Annotated in this window: 10 protein-coding genes; 7 read left to right on the top strand and 3 right to left on the bottom strand. The window is 49.4% G+C overall.

Going from position 1 to position 17,780, the window contains the following annotated elements:
* Positions 1 to 96: 96 nt before the first annotated feature.
* Complete coding sequence (locus tag ACO0LD_RS05695) at positions 97 to 2,463, top strand: ATP-binding protein (protein WP_423004617.1); 2,367 nt, start codon at positions 97 to 99, stop codon at positions 2,461 to 2,463.
* Between the two features lie 359 nt (positions 2,464 to 2,822).
* Entirely contained in the window at positions 2,823 to 3,242 is a 420-nt protein-coding gene (locus ACO0LD_RS05690) for a response regulator (RefSeq protein ID WP_423004615.1), read from the top strand.
* A gap of 169 nt (positions 3,243 to 3,411) precedes the next feature.
* Here the strand turns inward: ACO0LD_RS05690 and ACO0LD_RS05685 are convergent, their stop codons facing one another.
* The gene (locus ACO0LD_RS05685) at positions 3,412 to 5,019 is read right to left on the bottom strand and encodes a response regulator (protein ID WP_423004613.1); all 1,608 of its coding nucleotides are present in this window, start codon (positions 5,017 to 5,019) and stop codon (positions 3,412 to 3,414) included.
* Positions 5,020 to 5,339: 320 nt separating this feature from the next.
* On the opposite strand from ACO0LD_RS05685, the gene ACO0LD_RS05680 reads away from it, so the two are divergent.
* Together ACO0LD_RS05680 and ACO0LD_RS05675 are read left to right on the top strand one after the other, a co-directional pair.
* A complete protein-coding gene (locus ACO0LD_RS05680) occupies positions 5,340 to 11,621 on the top strand; it encodes a HAMP domain-containing protein (protein WP_423004611.1) in 6,282 nt (2,093 codons plus the stop codon).
* A gap of 15 nt (positions 11,622 to 11,636) precedes the next feature.
* A complete protein-coding gene (locus tag ACO0LD_RS05675; protein WP_423004609.1) occupies positions 11,637 to 12,464 on the top strand; it encodes a CheR family methyltransferase in 828 nt (275 codons plus the stop codon).
* Positions 12,465 to 12,491: 27 nt separating this feature from the next.
* Here ACO0LD_RS05675 and ACO0LD_RS05670 read toward each other — a convergent pair whose 3' ends face one another.
* A complete protein-coding gene (locus tag ACO0LD_RS05670) occupies positions 12,492 to 13,550 on the bottom strand; it encodes a DNA topoisomerase IB (protein ID WP_423004607.1) in 1,059 nt (352 codons plus the stop codon).
* Between the two features lie 384 nt (positions 13,551 to 13,934).
* Entirely contained in the window at positions 13,935 to 14,144 is a 210-nt protein-coding gene (locus tag ACO0LD_RS05665; RefSeq protein WP_423004605.1) for a hypothetical protein, read from the bottom strand.
* A gap of 200 nt (positions 14,145 to 14,344) precedes the next feature.
* Here ACO0LD_RS05665 and ACO0LD_RS05660 point away from each other — a divergent pair, with 200 nt between their 5' ends.
* The 3 genes from ACO0LD_RS05660 (at position 14,345) to ACO0LD_RS05650 (ending at position 17,772) form a co-directional block, all read left to right on the top strand.
* On the top strand, positions 14,345 to 14,593 hold the full coding sequence (locus ACO0LD_RS05660) for a hypothetical protein (RefSeq protein ID WP_423005033.1): 249 nt from the start codon (positions 14,345 to 14,347) through the stop codon (positions 14,591 to 14,593).
* A gap of 293 nt (positions 14,594 to 14,886) precedes the next feature.
* Positions 14,887 to 16,323 carry an MFS transporter gene (locus tag ACO0LD_RS05655; protein ID WP_423004603.1) on the top strand — a complete coding sequence of 479 codons (1,437 nt, stop codon included), beginning with the start codon at positions 14,887 to 14,889 and terminating at the stop codon, positions 16,321 to 16,323.
* A gap of 465 nt (positions 16,324 to 16,788) precedes the next feature.
* A complete protein-coding gene (locus ACO0LD_RS05650; protein WP_423004601.1) occupies positions 16,789 to 17,772 on the top strand; it encodes a LacI family DNA-binding transcriptional regulator in 984 nt (327 codons plus the stop codon).
* The last annotated feature ends 8 nt before the right edge of the window (positions 17,773 to 17,780 follow it).

Raw genomic sequence — 17,780 nt, 5'->3', positions numbered from 1 at the left:
ACGCGCTTGCCCGCTATTGCCATTTGGGTGTGGCATCATTCGGTAAATTGACCCATGCAACATAGTGATGTTGCTTACCCATTTTCAGGATCGAGTATGTCCCCGATACAAAACAATAATGCCAGTGCATCAGCCGTCCAGGCTCCCATGCAGGAATGGGCATTCATAGGTAGCGGGACACCTATGCGTGACGCGGTCAGGAATTTTGACTGGTCTGCAACAGGGCTTGGTCCGGTCAATAGCTGGCCGTTTGCCTTGAGGGCGACCGTTGGAATTGTGCTGAATTCTGTACACCCCATGTTTCTATGGTGGGGACCAAAGCTGATTCAGATATACAACGATGCTTATGTACCCAGTTTCGGTGTCGGTAAACATCCTGCGGCACTAGGTCAGGAGGGTGCTGAATGTTGGCAGGAAACCTGGCCTGTCATCTGGCCACAGATAGAGCATGTCATGACCGGTGGTGCAGCCCACTGGTATGAAGATAATCTGGTGCCCATCTGGCGAAATTCGCGTATCGAAGATGTGTACTGGACTTATACCTATACACCTGTCTTTGGTGACGACGACCGCATCGCGGGCACGCTGGTGGTGTGTACCGAAACAACATCACGTATCCTGGCAGAGCGCAGGCAAGGCACCTTGTCTTCCCTGACACAGCGATTGATGCTTTGTAAAAGTCGGGAAGAAATCTTTATGACCGTCAGTGCTGTCGCTGCTGACAATACTGCAGATATTGTGGCTGTATCCGTCAATCATGAAGATGCCCCCAGCCTGAACAAAGATACTCATTTTAGTATCCATGCAGTTGAACTCCATTTTCACCATGATTGTTCACTGACATTCGAAATCTCGCAACGCTTGCCGTTTAATGCAGCTTACAGGGAATTCCTGCATGAATTTACCGCAGTCGTCTGCCGCGCACTCACCCATCTGGAAAGTGTGCTGGCGCGCGACTTTGCTGCAGCAGAAAGAGACCGCCTGTTGCTTGATGCCCCGGTAGGAACCGCGATCATGCTGGGCGAGGATCTGGTTTATCAATTGGCCAATCCCATCTATTGCAAAATGATAGGCCGGCTGGAAAGTCAGGTGCTGGGGCGTAGCTTTGACGAGGTTTTCCCAGAATTGCTGGATTCAGCGGTACGCGCAACGTTCAGGCAGGTTTACCAGGAAGGCATGCCCTTTGTTTCTGACGAAACCGTGATACGTCTCAGCCTGCATGGTGGCGAACCGGAGGATCGCTATTATATTTATAACCTGGCCCCGATACGGCGTGTAGATGGACAGGTATATGGCTTGATGGCCATAGGCATTGATATCACGACGCAGGTCTTGGCGCGAACCGAGATTGAGCGCCTGAATGACAACCTGAATGTCACTTCCCGCGCAAAAGACGACTTTCTGGCCATGCTTGGGCATGAGTTGCGCAATCCCCTTGCACCCATAGTGACTGCCCTGGAGTTGATGAAAATGCGCAACCCCACGATCAGCAGGGAACAGGCAGTTATCCAGCGCCAGGTTGATCATCTGGTACGTCTGGTTGACGACCTCATGGATGTCTCAAGGATAACCAGTGGCAAGGTTCAGCTCAGGATAGTCGCTGCCAATTTGAGCGATGTGATGAGTAAGGCAGTGGAAATGGCCAGTCACCTGCTCGAGAAAAAAAATCATCATCTGATCGTGGATGTTACACCGATCAACTGGGTGGGTGATCCCGCTCGTCTGGCTCAGGTGGTCGCAAACCTGTTGACGAATGCCGCGAAATATACGCCCGACGGCGGAGAAATTTCTCTGGTGAGCTATCATGAAGACGATCAGGTCAAGATATGTGTCAGCGATAATGGTGTCGGTATTCCGGCCAGTCTGATGCCGAATATCTTTGATCTTTTCGTACAAGGCGGGCGAAGTGTAGACAGGTCGGAAGGCGGTATGGGTATAGGCCTGGCACTGGTGGCAAATTTGGTTCAATTGCACCAAGGTAGTGTTCATGCAGAAAGCCCCGGCGAAGGCTTGGGAAGTCGCTTTACCATTACCTTGCCGCATCAGCTGGCTGTCGTGGAGACGGAAAAACAAAAAGAACAAGTCCATATGTCTTTCAGTGTGAAAACCCGCATCCTCATCGTGGATGATAATCGCGATGCTGCCGATTCACTGTCTGAATTCCTCTCAAGTTTGGGGCATGATGTTAAAACAGTCTATGACCCGGCACAGGCATTGAAAGAAGTCCGGCAATTGATGCCTGAGCTTGCCATTCTTGATATTGGCTTGCCAGGCATGGATGGTTATGAACTCGCGAAAGCCATTCGAGATCTACCGGGTGGCGCCAGCATTCGCCTGATAGCCTTGACAGGTTATGGGCAACAACATGATAAGGAACGTAGCCACAATGCAGGGTTTAATGTTCATATGATCAAACCTGTCGAGCTCGACTATTTGCAGAAACTTATAGTTGAAGGAAGATAAGGCTGGTCTGCAGACATGGGATAAGCGATAAAACTCATTAAAAAATACCGACACTGAGATGTACCAATTTGTTTGTAGGAATTACCTTACGTGATTTTGGGATTAAACTGCTAGGGTTTAAAGCTGTTTGAATTTAGGATACTAAGTATATTGTTTTGATCTATGTTTTGATCCATTTTTCAAAGTGTGGAATTGGCTAAAAGCATTTGAACACACTTAGCACAGATGATGACCAATTTGAAGACAACTTCATTTTTTGCTCATCAAAGTAATGAAAAGACTACGTTCGTGCGCGATGAATTATATGCATATCCGCTACGCTGTTAAAGCGAGGCCGTCTTTTGACCAGATAGGTAACTATGGTAAATGCTATTCCCAATAATGAGAACGAAACTTCCCTCGCCGATGAGCCACGTGGTGAGGCAGGTACAGGCTTGCGTATTCTGGTTGTTGAAGACAATCAGGATTTGCTTGAGATGCTATGTGAAATGCTGGATATGATAGGTCATTTCCCCACCCCTGCCGCAAGTGGCGAAAGTGCTTTGGAGTTACTTCAGCGAGAACGTTTTGATGTACTGCTGACAGATATCAATCTACCAAAAATGTCCGGCATTGCGTTAGGAAAGCAAGCAATACTTGATGCACCTGATATGCATATTGTTTTTTCATCCGGGCATGGTGCTCATCTACATTCTTACGTGAATTTCCCTTGTCATATGCTAACCAAGCCTTTTGAGCTGAGCCAGATACAGCAGCTACTTAATGGATTTACGAAGTAATAGCAATGAAAAAAGCATCTATTGTGGGTGATGAATACGCGGGTTAATTTTGTGACGCACATTGACCAATGAAAACAGCAAATAATTTGCCATCGATTTGGTGTTGACGTTCAGACTGAGGTTTGCTTCTTGATTGCGTGTACTGCTTTATGCAGGACACCAGCTCGTTTCAGGCAACTTGCAGGGACTCTATCGTAAGTAAGAGTTGCTGGAGTCTGAAAGGTTTCACGAAGTGGGAATCAAAGCCAGCTTCCATAGTCAGCCTTTGATCTTCCCTGAGTCCATAACCGGTCAATGCGATGAGGTACATGCTGCGGGTGTCTTTGTCGCTGCGTAAGCGCCGTGCCACTTCATAACCATCCATACCTGGCAGGCCGATATCGATAAGGGCAATACAGGGTTTCTCACTCTTCGCGAGTATGATCCCCTCGGCACCAGTTGCCGCTTCAATAACCTGAAACCCGTGGGCTTTGAGCAACTGTGTGGTCATTTCGCGGGCATCTTCATTGTCTTCGATGAGCAGGAGCTTCCTGGTCGTTTCCAGTTTGCGAACCTCGTTATGTTCAGGTGAAAGCTTGCCTTGTCTGGCCTCGGGTAATACGATAGAAAAAGTGCTGCCAAGATTTTCACCTTCGCTATAAGCCAGGATATCGCCCCCGTGCAATTCGACTAATTGCTTAACCAGAGCGAGGCCTATACCCAGACCACCTTTAGCCCGATCCAGTGAATGCTCTCCCTGGACAAAAACATTAAAAATGCGTGGCAATAAGTCTTTTGCAATACCTATTCCAGAGTCGCTGATCATCAGGCTTACTTTGCCGTCAGAGTGGGCATTCCTGATGGTAATGGTCCCGCCAGCGGGAGTATATTTGATGGCATTGTCCAGCAAGTTAGTAACGATTTGTTCTGCGCGGGTGGGGTCTGCGTCTATCCATGTGTCGATAGGATCAATAGTCCATTGGTAACTGTCAACAGGGCGGCTGGCTCTCAAGCTATCCAGGCAGGACATGACAACTTCACCAAGACTGACCGCAGTTTTATCGAGCACGATTTTTCCTGACATCACTCTGCCCAGATCCAGCAAATCATCGACTATGCGTGTCAAATGTTGTGATTGTCTTGAGAGAATTTTCTTTGCGCGCTCTACGCTGTCTGTTTTTGCGCCCGGAAACCCTATGATGGATGCCGCACTGGTGATGGCACTTAAGGGATTGCGTAATTCATGACCAAGCATGGCCAGGAATTTATCCTTCGCTTCATTCTGTTCAACAGCAATTTTTCTTTCTTTTATTTCGCGCTGAAGTTTGTCATTTACCGCTTGTAAATCCTGCGTACGCAGACCAAGAGCCTCTGTTTGCGCTTTCAATTCCAGGTTTTTTTTTGCCAGTGAAACAAACACTGATACCTTAGCTTGCAATACCTGGGGAATGATGGGAGTGAAAAGATAATCAACGGCACCTTGCTGGTAAGCCCTCAATTTATTCAGGTCGTCGGCCAGGAAAGCTGTAATAAAAATAATCGGTATGGAAGACGAGCGCGCGCGCTTATGTATCGCTTCTGCGGTTTCAAATCCATCCATGCCAGGCATGTTGACATCGAGGAGTATCACGGCAAAGTCATCTTGTAATACATGACGCAGCGCATCCTCGCCAGATTTAGCGGTGACCACTGAACATTGGTTTTCATCTGCCCAGGTAGTGAGCAGCCCGCTTAAGGCAAACAAGCTCGCCGTATCGTCGTTGACCACCAGAATCTTGGGTTTATATTTTGCTTGCACTGGTTTCCTCGCCTGTACCGTTTCCAGTTGGAGACACTTTGATCATTATACAAATATTGAATTGTCACAGATCCTTAAATTTGAAGTAAATTATGTCACCGTATCCCATTTGACGGAAAGAAAAAATACTCGAATTTCGCTGGAAAGTTGTTTGCAGGGCTTTAATACTGCCTTCACTCTTATTGCACCGCAAAATATATGCCTTATCTTGATACAGCCTGATGAACATCAGATCACTCACAGTCATGCTTTTTGCAAAAAAAAAGCGAAACAATGTTTTTGCAACATTTGCTATCAATTTCATCGCTTAAAAGGCCAGAATGAACACGCTCACTGACATCTCGGAAACACTCGATCCCAAGCTCTTGCTCGCTGCACTCACGGCGCTCAAGAAGGGTGATTTCTCCGTAAAAATGCCATCTGACCTGACTGGCCTCAACGGCAAGATCGCTGATACCTTGAACGAGATTATCGAAAATAGCTCGCATATGACGCAGGGTATCCTGAATGTCAGCCAACTGGTGGGGCAGGAAGGACGTTTATTGCAGCGTGCGTCTTCCGTGCGGGCTGAAGGGGATTGGGGAACCATCGTCAATTCTGTCAATTCCCTGATCGACGATCTGGTACGTCCCACGACTGAGATGGCAAGGGTGATTGGTGCTGTGGCAAAAGGTGATCTTTCTCAAAGCATGGCGCTGGAAGTGGACGGTCGCGCCTTGCAAGGGCAATTTCTGAGCGCGGCGACTACAGCTAACACGATGGTGAGCCAGCTTAGCTCTTTTGCGTCAGAAGTAACCCGCGTGGCGCGTGAAGTCGGTACCGAAGGCAAACTCGGTGGCCAGGCGAATGTTCCTAGCGTGGCAGGTATCTGGAAAGACCTGACCGACTCAGTTAACTCCATGGCCGGTAATCTGACCTCACAGGTGCGCAATATCGCCGAAGTGACCACAGCCGTGGCAAACGGTGACTTGTCCAAAAAAATCACGGTTGACGTCCGTGGCGAGATACTACAACTGAAAGACACTATCAACACCATGGTCGATCAGTTGCGCTCTTTTGCATCCGAGGTAACGCGGGTTGCCCGTGAAGTCGGTACCGAGGGCAAGCTGGGTGGTCAGGCTTATGTGCCGGGTGTAGGTGGCACGTGGAAGGATTTGACGGATAACGTCAATTTCATGGCGTCCAACCTGACAGGGCAGGTGCGTAACATTGCCGAAGTAACGACAGCGGTGGCAAACGGTGACTTATCCAAGAAAATCGCGGCGGATGCCAAAGGCGAGATTTTGCAATTGAAAGACACCATTAACGTCATGGTGGATCAATTGAGCTCGTTTGCCTCAGAAGTGACACGGGTGGCAAGGGAGGTTGGTACCGAAGGCAAACTGGGTGGTCAGGCGCAGGTGAAGGGTGTAGGCGGTACCTGGAAAGACTTGACTGATTCGGTGAACTCCATGGCGGGTAACCTGACAGGACAGGTGCGTAATATCGCCGAAGTGACAACTGCGGTGGCGAATGGTGACTTGTCCAAGAAAATCACGGTAGACGTCAAAGGTGAAATTCTGGAACTGAAAAACACCATCAACGTGATGGTGGATCAATTGAACTCATTTGCATCGGAAGTAACCCGGGTTGCCCGTGAAGTGGGTACCGAGGGCAAGCTGGGTGGGCAGGCCAACGTGCCTGGTGTGGCCGGTACCTGGAAGGATCTGACTGACTCGGTCAATTCCATGGCGGGTAATTTGACGGGACAGGTAAGGAATATTGCTGATGTGACGACAGCGGTGGCGAATGGTGACTTGTCGAAAAAAATTACCGCCGATGCCAAAGGTGAGATTCTGGAACTGAAAAACACCATCAACGTCATGGTGGATCAGCTCAGCTCGTTCGCGTCTGAAGTAACTCGTGTTGCACGTGAGGTCGGTACCGAGGGGGAACTGGGTGGGCAGGCAAATGTACCTGGTGTGGCCGGTACCTGGAAAGATCTGACTGACTCGGTCAACTCCATGGCAGGTAATCTGACGGGGCAGGTAAGGAATATTGCTGACGTGACGACGGCGGTGGCGAACGGCGACTTGTCTAAAAAGATTACCGCCGATGCCAAAGGTGAGATTCTGGAACTGAAAAACACCATCAACGTCATGGTGGATCAGCTTAGCTCGTTCGCGTCTGAAGTGACACGGGTGGCACGTGAGGTCGGTACCGAAGGCGTGCTGGGTGGCCAGGCTAATGTGCCCGGCGTTGCTGGTACCTGGAAGGATTTGACCGATAACGTCAACTTCATGGCATCCAACTTGACAGGGCAGGTACGTAACATCGCGGATGTGACGACAGCGGTGGCGAAAGGCGATTTGTCGAAAAAAATCACGGTCGACGTTAAAGGCGAAATTCTGGAATTGAAGAACACTATAAACGTCATGGTGGATCAACTCAGCTCATTTGCTTCTGAAGTAACCCGGGTGGCACGTGAAGTGGGCACTGAAGGCAAGCTCGGTGGTCAGGCGTTTGTGAAAGGAGTGGGTGGTACCTGGAAAGATTTGACTGATAACGTCAACTTCATGGCATCCAATCTGACCGGCCAGGTGCGTAACATCGCTGAGGTAACGACGGCGGTGGCGAATGGTGATTTGTCCAAGAAAATCACGGCTGACGTCAAGGGCGAAATCCTGCAATTGAAAAACACCATCAACGTCATGGTGGATCAGCTCAGTTCGTTCGCGTCTGAAGTAACCCGCGTTGCGCGTGAAGTCGGTACCGAAGGTAAGCTCGGCGGTCAGGCGAATGTGCCCGGTGTGGCAGGTACATGGAAGGATTTGACGGATTCTGTGAACTCAATGGCAGGTAACCTGACTTCGCAGGTGCGTAATATTGCCGACGTGACGACGGCTGTGGCGAATGGTGACTTGTCCAAGAAAATCACGGTGGACGTACGCGGCGAGATTTTGCAATTGAAAGACACCATTAACACCATGGTTGATCAGCTCAATTCCTTTGCCTCTGAAGTGACGCGGGTGGCACGTGAAGTGGGTACTGAGGGGCGTTTGGGTGGCCAGGCTAATGTGCCTGGCGCCTCTGGTACATGGAAAGATCTGACTGATAACGTGAACTTCATGGCATCCAACCTCACCGGCCAGGTGCGTAATATTGCCGATGTAACGACGGCGGTGGCGAATGGCGATTTGTCCAAGAAAATCACAGTGGACGTCAAAGGCGAAATTCTGGAATTAAAAGACACCATCAACGTCATGGTGGATCAACTCAGCTCATTTGCGTCGGAAGTGACGCGAGTGGCACGTGAAGTGGGTACTGAAGGCAAACTCGGCGGGCAGGCGCAAGTAAAAGGTGTTGGTGGTACCTGGAAAGATTTGACAGAAAACGTTAATTTCATGGCGGCCAATCTCACAGCGCAGGTGCGTGGTATAGCTGGCGTGGTAACAGCCGTGGCTAACGGTGATCTTAAAAAGAAACTGACCGTGGCTGCGCAGGGTGAAATTGCATCGCTGGCCAATACCATTAATGAAATGACGGACACGCTGGCCGTGTTTGCGGACCAGGTAACAACCGTTGCACGTGAGGTCGGTGTCGAAGGTAAGCTTGGCGGCCAGGCCAGTGTGCCAGGCGCATCGGGTACTTGGAAAGACTTGACGGAAAACGTCAACCAGCTTGCTGCCAACCTGAGTACGCAGGTACGTGCGATTGCAGAAGTAGCAACGGCGGTCACGCGCGGTGACTTGTCCCGTTCTATTCAGGTCAAGGCACGTGGCGAGGTGTCAGATCTCAAGGACAATATCAATGAGATGATCCGCAACCTGAAAGAGACGACACAAAAGAATGCTGAACAGGATTGGCTCAAGACTAACCTGGCGCGTTTTACCCGTTTGCTGCAAGGTCAGCGTGATTTGAGTACGGTTACCAAACTGATCCTGTCTGAACTGGCACCGCTGGTATCTGCCCATCATGGGGTGTTCTACATGATGGACTCAAATAACGACGCACCCTTGCTGGAAATGATTGCCAGTTATGGTTACCGTTCCAGCAGCAAGTTGCCGACTTCCTTCCTTCCGGGCGAAGGCCTGGTAGGGCAATGCGCGCTGGAGAAAAGCCGGGTGTGGCTGACCAATGTGCCACGCGACTATATCAAGGTGTCGTCCGGCCTGGGCTCTGCACCGCCTACCAATATCGTGGTCTTGCCTATCCTGTTTGAACAGCAGGTCAAGGCGGTGATCGAGATTGCTTCGCTCGACAAGTTCACGCAAACGCATATGGGTTTCCTTGATCAGTTGATGGAATCTATTGGCGTGGTGTTACATACCATCGAAGCGAATAGCCGTACCGAAAGCCTGTTGACGCAATCACAGTCACTGGCACAAAAACTGCAACAGACTAACCAGGAGCTGGCGGAAAAAGCCAGCCTGCTGTCCGACCAGAATATAGAGGTGGAACGCAAGAACCGCGAGGTAGAACAAGCCAAACTGGCGCTGGAAGAAAAAGCAACACAGCTGGCTCTGTCATCCAAATACAAGTCTGAATTCCTGGCTAATATGTCGCATGAATTGCGTACACCACTGAACAGCTTGTTGATCCTTGCGCAGCAACTGAGCGACAATCCTCAGGGTAATCTGTCTGGCAACCAGGTGGAATACGCCAAGACAATTTTTGGCTCCGGCAGTGATTTGCTGACGCTGATTAACGATATTCTGGATTTGTCGAAGATAGAATCTGGTACCGTCACGCTGGAACTCAGTGAATCGCGCCTGTCGATACTGGCGTCTTATGTAGAGCGTACTTTCCGCCACATGGCAGAAGCCAAGAATATCAATTTCTCCATCACTCTCGACCAAGGTTTGCCTGCTGCGATTAAAACCGACACTACACGCTTGCAGCAGATTCTCAAAAACCTGTTGTCCAATGCCTTCAAATTTACTTCGCGTGGGGAAGTGCGGCTTAGTATTGGTGTCGTACAGTCGGGCTGGACGCCTGATCTGCCACAGTTAAGTCATGCCGATGCTGTGCTGGCATTCTCGGTAGCTGATACAGGTGTCGGGATTGCCAGCGACAAGCTGCAATTGATTTTTGAAGCATTCCAGCAGGCTGATGGCAGTACCGCACGTAAATATGGTGGTACAGGACTGGGACTTTCCATTAGCCGCGAACTGGCGCGCTTGCTGGGAGGCGAAATCCGTGTGACCAGTATAGTTGGACAAGGCAGTACATTTACACTGTTCTTGCCATATAGCGGCGGCGGGCTGATTAGCCAGATGCCGCAACAACATATAACTTCAGCACCCCCAACACTCACCAGAGTGCTGGAAGCACCCATGATTACTTCTGATGGATCGGCGCGCGCCATACCGAGCGAAGCAGCGACGATGAGCCTGAACTATGCTGAGGGTGAAGCTGCATTCGATGACAGGAATATGATAGCCAGTGGTGATCCTTCCTTGCTGATTGTCGAGGATGATGCCAGGTTTTCCGCCATTTTGCTCACTTTCGCGAGGGAAAAGGGCTTTAAGGGCATCGTCAGCCAAAGCGGTGATGCAGCGCTGACGCTGGCTCGCGATTACTGCCCGACCGCTATCTTGCTCGATATAGATCTGCCAGACTGTGATGGTTTTACCGTGCTTGACCGCCTGAAACGCGACCCGGGCACGCGGCACATTCCTGTGCATATCATGTCCAACTCGAATGAGCGCGAACGCGGTCTGCAACATGGTGCCATTTCTTATCTGACCAAGCCAATCAAGCGCGAGAGGCTGGAAGAAGAATTTAACCGCATACAGCAATTCCTGATCAGAGGGAAACGCAGTTTGCTGGTAGTGGAAGATGAGGACTTGCAACGTGCCCGCATTGTAGAGTTGATAGGGGAGCATGATGTACAGATTACTGCCGTAGAAAGTGGCCAGAAAGCGCTGGAGGCACTGAGAAGTACGCATTTTGACTGTATGGTGCTGGACCTGACTTTGCCAGATATCGATGGTTTTGAATTATTGGAAACTATCAGCAAGGATAAAAAACTCAGGGACTTGCCTGTGATTATTTATACGGCCAAGGAATTGTCGCGCAAGGAAGTCACCAAGATACGCAAGGTCGCCAAAACCATCGTCGTCAAAGATGCCCGTTCGCCGGAGCGCCTGCTTGATGAAACGGCACTGTTCCTGCATCGCTCCCCGGCCGATTTGCCCGAATTGCAAAGGCGCATGCTGGAAGACATGCATGCGTCCGATGGCACGCTGGCTGGGCGCAAAGTACTTGTCGTTGATGATGATTTGCGTAACATCTTTGCCCTGACGACTGTATTGGAAAGGCAGGACATGAAGGTCGTCTTTGCAGAAAACGGCAGGGATGGCATAGAACTTCTGGAACAGGACCCCGATATTGAGATTGTCTTGATGGATATCATGATGCCGGAGATGGATGGCTACGACACCATGCGTGCCATCAGGAAAATACCCAAGTTCAAAAGCATGCCCATTATTACCCTGACCGCCAAGGCCATGAAGGGGGACAGGGACAAGTGCTTTGAGGCGGGGGCATCAGATTATATTACCAAGCCGGTAGATAGCGCGCAGTTGCTGTCACTGATGCGTGTCTGGCTGACGGAATAAGCAGGCAGGTATCTGATGAGCGCATTAAAAGTCGAGGATATAGAACTCGATATGCTGCTGGAAGCCATCTACCGCTATCGCGGTGATGACTTCCGCAGTTTTGATCGTCTGGTATTGATGGAAAAACTCAATGCCTTGATGAAGCAAAATTCGATCAAAACCTATTCAGCATTGCAAGGCAGCATATTGCATGACAACGCGCAGTGGGATGCATTATTGCGTAGTTTCCTCTTGTGCCCATCTCCCCTGTTCGGTGAACCGCAACGACTGCAGTTCTTGCGCAGTCAATTATCCCCATGGCTTCGTTCACATTCGCATACCCGGATATGGATGGCAGATTGTTCCAGCATTGAAGAAATTTACACCCTCGTTATCCTGCTCCAGGAAGAGCAAGTGTATGAAAAAGCGGCCATCTACATAACCTGTTCAAACGACGCACTTTTGCAGGAAATGGCGGATACAGGGTTCTCTGTCGGGAAGTTCGCTGAGTATGAAAAAAATTATTTTTCAAGTGGTGGGCACGGTAAGCTGGCCAACTACTTTCAGGAAAAAGATGGCAATCTGATATTGACTGATCATCTGCAAAAAAACATCATCTGGTCGCAATTCAGCCTGATCACTGACACATCGTTTAATGAATTTGAACTGATCAGTTGCCGCAGGGCGCTCCTCAACTTTGGCGTTGCCCTGCGTCACAGGGCATTACGCCTGTTCGCTGCCAGTCTTACTCCATTTGGCTTGCTGGATGCGGATTTAGCCAGTCATTACAGCAGCAAGATCAATACGGCATGGCATTATCAGGCTATCTCAGATGAATATGGCTTGTACCGGTATCATCCTTAAGGCAGAGCTGTTTTTATCGGTGATAAATTATTTCTGCCATTTTTGCAAAAGCCTTAGCATGATGGCTTCATCTTTTTTCAATGTGGATTTCCCTTTTTTAGCCGCACTCTCACAGGCATGCCATTCCTCTGCCAATATCCCTTCCATATATGAAATGGCGACTTGTGGATGGATATAGCACTTACGGCACACTGCCTGCGTATTACCCAGTTTCCTGGCAACATGGCGGACTGCTTCGGCCAGGTTGTTACGGGCTATTACCTGTGTTTCTGCATCGCCGATTTCCAGCAAGGCTTGCACAGCGAATGTTGTTCCTGCCCAGGTCCTGAAGTCTTTGGCCGTAAAGTCACCATTGGCAGCGCTGCGTATGTAATCATTGACCTCTGTAGAATTGACAGCATGAGCCTGGCCATCCTCATCCAGATATTGAAAGAGTACCTGACCAGGAAGATCTAGCATGGACTTGACGATACGGCATAGTTTTGGCGCACGAAGGTTGATAGTATGTTGCACGCCACTTTTGCCGCGGAAGTCAAACTGCAGATGGGTGCCATTCAGGTGCACATGTTTTCCTCTGAGTGTCGTGATGCCATAAGAATGATTGGTGCGCGCATATTCATCATTACCTATGCGCATGCTGGTATCTTCTATCAGGGCTACTACCGTAGCGATGACTTTCTCGCGCGGCAATCCCTTCATAGCCAGTGCCTTGCTTACCTGTTTTCGTATCAGCGGCAGAGCCGATGCAAACGGCAGCATGTTGCCGTACTTGGCCTCATCTCTGATGCTACGCCAGTCTTTGTGGTAACGATATTGTTTGCGTAGCCGCGCATCCCTTGCGGTGGCCTGGATATGCCCATCGTCTTGCGTACAAATCCACACATCAGTCCACGCCGGAGGAATGGCCAGGGACTTTATCCGTGCTAATACCTGTTCGTTCTTCAAGGGCTTGCCTTGCGGAGTGAGGTATCTGAAAGCTATTTTCCCACGCCTGTTGACAGGGTAGCGTCGTATTCCTGGCGTTTGATCGCTGACATAAGACAAACCTGCTTTTTTGGCAGCAAATTGCACGTCGCTTTTTATCAAGGAAACAGTTTGCTGCCTCTTGATGCCAGAGTCTGCAGCAGGACGTCGGTTTGCGATTGTTGAGGATGTCATGTCTCAAGCTATTTTTTTAGATTGAGTACCACGATAAAACAGAACCACGCAGTGATCTGTCAGACCTTTTGATATGTCAGGGTAGGAGAGTGGCTAATCAGATAATGCATGGGATAAAGCCAGTGCAGCAAATATCATGAATGAAGATAGATGTCGAAACGCTTTAACAGGCTTGGAAATAATAAAACCATGACGCAGACTGTGAGGTCTGCTTTAGCTTCAAATTTCCAAACCTGTTCTTTCCTTATCGGTTATTGCAATTACTCACACAATCACATAACCAAGCTATTCAGTTTGAATAGCAACAAGGAGTTAACGATTTTTGGAATCAGGAGCGGATTTGGAATCGTTACGTTGGGAATTGCCAGTACTATTATTGCCGCTGACAGATTTTGAGCCCTGGCCGGAGCCTTGAGCATCATTTTTGTGGCTTTGCTGACCGGCTTTCACATGTTGCTCGTGAGTGCCGCCTTGAGTATTACCAGATTTTTGAGGTTGGTTGTTGTTTGCTTGATTAGGCATACTTAACTCCTTAAAGTTTTCCGCTGAGTGCCGCGGTCGCATTTCACTGATCGTTTGCAATCAGTAAGGACATCATAGTGGCAATACTTTTTAGGCGGAGTAGGACCAGCGTAGGAGAACGCGCTCTATGCATGTCAGATGATGTAAGCCATCTGTTGATGGTGTAGCTTCATGTCCTTGCAAGTTAGTCGTGTGCAAGAATAAGTATTCAAGACCATTGTAATAGAGAGCGGTATGCTGCTGCGCTCAATATCGCAGACGATAGCAGCATGCATGAGGCTCGTATTGCCCTTGACGGTGTCGCCCATAAGCCATGGCGCTTGCCTCAGACAGAAGCCCTGTTGGCAGGCGAACTGCCAACAAGCGCAGCGTTTGTCAGGGTTGCAGATTATTTGTTTAAACATGCACAGGGGAGGGGCAGGGTGGTAATAACTTTAAGCTCAGCGTGACACTTCGCGCAGTTGTACGCGCCCTGGAAACGGCGCTGCAGAAAATTATTCTATTGTCAAAAGCTTTTTGCAAGCGTCAGTTTAGTAAAAACTATAAACATCATCCAAATATAAAACTGAAATTGCATGTCCGGCCATAGAGCAGTATATATAGGAACTGCAGTTTCCTAATCAAAGCGCAGGTGATAGTGATGTATATCGCTGCACGATGACAAAACCACCTGCTCAAAGAGATTCAAAGAAAACTTGGCAAGAGCAACATGTGCAGTCAAACCTAAACTACTTATATCACTATGCATGCGACTAATACAAAAACACAATGGGGACAATTTTTACCACTGGTGACGGTATTCTTCTTTTGGGGGTTCGTTGCTGCCAGCAATGACATTCTCATCCCCGTCTTTAAAGAGGCCTTCCACCTTAGCCAGGAACAAAGTCAGCTCGTGTCCCTGGCTTTCTATGCAGCATATACCGTAGGTTCGCTCATTTATTTGGCAGTTTCACGCGTCATCGGTGTCGATCTGGTCAATAAACTGGGTTACAAGAACGGGCTGGCGCTCGGACTATTGATTTCTGCGGCAGGCACTCTGCTGTTCTTACCGGCAGCCAATACTGGCTCTTTCCCTTTGATGTTGTCGGGGTTGTTTATTGTGGGTCTGGGTTTTTCACTGCAACAGACCGCTGCAAATCCGCTGGCGATCGCTTTGGGTTCATCCGAGACAGGTTCGCAAAGACTGACATTGGCGGGTGGGGTAAACAACTTTGGCACCACGATAGGGCCACTCATCGTCAGTTTTGCGATATTTGGCGCACCGACGAGTATGAGTCGGCAGCTCAGTATGGAAAGTGTCAAATTCCCTTATTTGATGTTGGGTGCAGCGTTTTTGCTGGTTGCCATCATGCTCAAGTTCTCGTCCCTGCCTGACCGCCCAGCCATACAGGCTAATGAAGATACCGGGCATGCATCGGGCAAGCAGTCGGCCTTGCAGTTTCCGCAGCTAGTCATGGGCATGCTGGCTATTTTTGTCTATGTTGGGGTGGAGGTGTCCACTGCCAGCAATCTGCCAGCCTACATGGAAACCAAGCTGGGCTTGCAAACCAAGGATGTGGCACCGTTTATTTCTCTTTACTGGGCCAGTCTGATGATAGGACGCTGGACAGGTGCGGTGGATGCCTTTGATCTGCAGGGCGGGCTGGGCAAGCTGCTTAAATTTCTCGCCCCTTATCTGGCTTTCAGCGTGTTTCTGCTGGTGAATGCGATAGCCCAGCATGAACTCAGTCATTTCTATGTGTATGCCGCCATCGTGCTGATACTGATCGCTGCTGACATAAAGAGCCAGGGTAACCCCGCCAAAATGCTGGGTATTTTTTCCCTATTGGGGATTGCTGGCCTGGTCATAGGCATGAGTACCACAGGCATGGTCAGCGTCTATGCTTTCACCAGCATAGGCTTGTTCTGCAGCACTCTGTGGCCTTGCATTTTTACGCTGGCGATCAGTGGCCTGGGTAAGCATACAGGTCAGGGCAGTAATTACCTGATCATGATGATCATGGGTGGCGGCATAGTCAGCTGGTTGCAGGGATTTGTGGCTGACAAGATAGGCATACAAATGAGTTACCTGGTGGGCGTAGTCTGCTTTGCCTATCTCGCATTCTATGCCTGGAAAGTGCAGGGCATCTTGTATGCACAAGGCATCAAGCTAGGTAAAACCAGTACTGCCGCACACTAGAATTGTTTGCTTTGACTTGAATGGCGCGCCGTATAAGGTGCGCCATTTTTTTTAGGTGCCATGCGCTTTTTCGTCAGGACAAGGCCAAGACAAGGCTTGATGGAGTCCTCCAGGCGACTATTGCATTATGTGGGCCATACTCATTTTCGCCACCTTGTTTACTAAAATTAATAAACTAAGACAATTTTCCCGCAGTTGATTGACCCTCAATTTTGCCACCTGTATAAAAGAGTTACTCTGTAAAACACAGCATTTCCTGGTGATTTGTGGTTTTTTAAAAAAGCTGACCCGTTTATTAAACCTGCCTTAAGCGATACATGTGTAGCAGGTAAGCGTGGCAGGCTTAACAATATTGATAAACGTAAAAAGTGAAATAAGCGCAATGAGCGTAATGAGCGTAACAATCAAGATGAATGCCCGCTTTCCAGATATTGAAACTGACATGACCAGCAAGGAGTTCACTTCATGAGTGTGACCATACGCGATATTGCACAGGCTACCGGACTGTCGATTGGTACGGTATCACGCGCATTGAAGAACCAGGGTGGGCTGACCGAAGCCACTCGTGTGCGTATCAGTAAAGTGGCGCGCGAGCTCGGCTATGACTTTAGCAATCTCAAGCAGGGCCGGATCAGGCGTATCGTTTTTCTCCTGCACCGTCAGCACAATACCTTGGCAAGCAGCCCCTTTTATTCTCCAGTACTGCATGGTGCCGAAGAAGCTTGCCGCAGGGAAGGGATAGTACTTTCTTTTGTGGCGGTTGGCCCCTCAGAACCAGTGATGGAGCAGATACGCCTACACCAGCCTGATGCGATTTTGTGTGCCGGTTTTTTTGAACCCGAGCTACTACAAGCCCTGCTGCACACCAGCAAACCTATCGTGCTGGTGGATATGCGTTTGCGCGGATATACCTCGATCAATCCCGACAACCGGCTGGGTGGATTTCTTGCTACCCGCCATCTGATACAGTCAGGCCGCAAACGTATTGCCATGATTTCAGGGCCGCTGGCACATTTCAGTATTCAAGAACGGGCACGTGGTTTCCGTCAGGCCCTGTATGAATCCAAGACATTGGCAGACCCTAGCCTGGAAGTCAGCATTCCAGATCCAAGTAATATTGAAAATGGCGTGCGTGAAGCCATGCGCGAACTGTTGAGCCTGACTCGCCCCCCTGATGCTGTATTTTGCTACAACGATAGCGCCGCTCTGACAGCGCTGCATTACTGCCTGGATCTAGGCATGAAAGTGCCCCATGACATTGCCATTGTTGGCTTTGATGACATCAGTGCAGCAGCCAAATCGATCCCTCCCTTGAGCAGTATCAGGGTGAACAAAGAAGCGCTCGGTGCCTCCGGTGTGGATTTGCTGATACGCAAACAAACTGATGAGATTGTAGAAAAAACCCTGGCCGTTGAACTGATCGTGCGCGAAAGCAGTTGTGACGATTAGCTTTAACA

This window comes from Undibacterium sp. Ji83W (genome assembly GCF_049340385.1).
In the GTDB taxonomy this organism is placed as follows: Bacteria; Pseudomonadota; Gammaproteobacteria; order Burkholderiales; family Burkholderiaceae_D; genus Undibacterium.
This window is presented reverse-complemented; position numbering and strand designations above follow the sequence as displayed.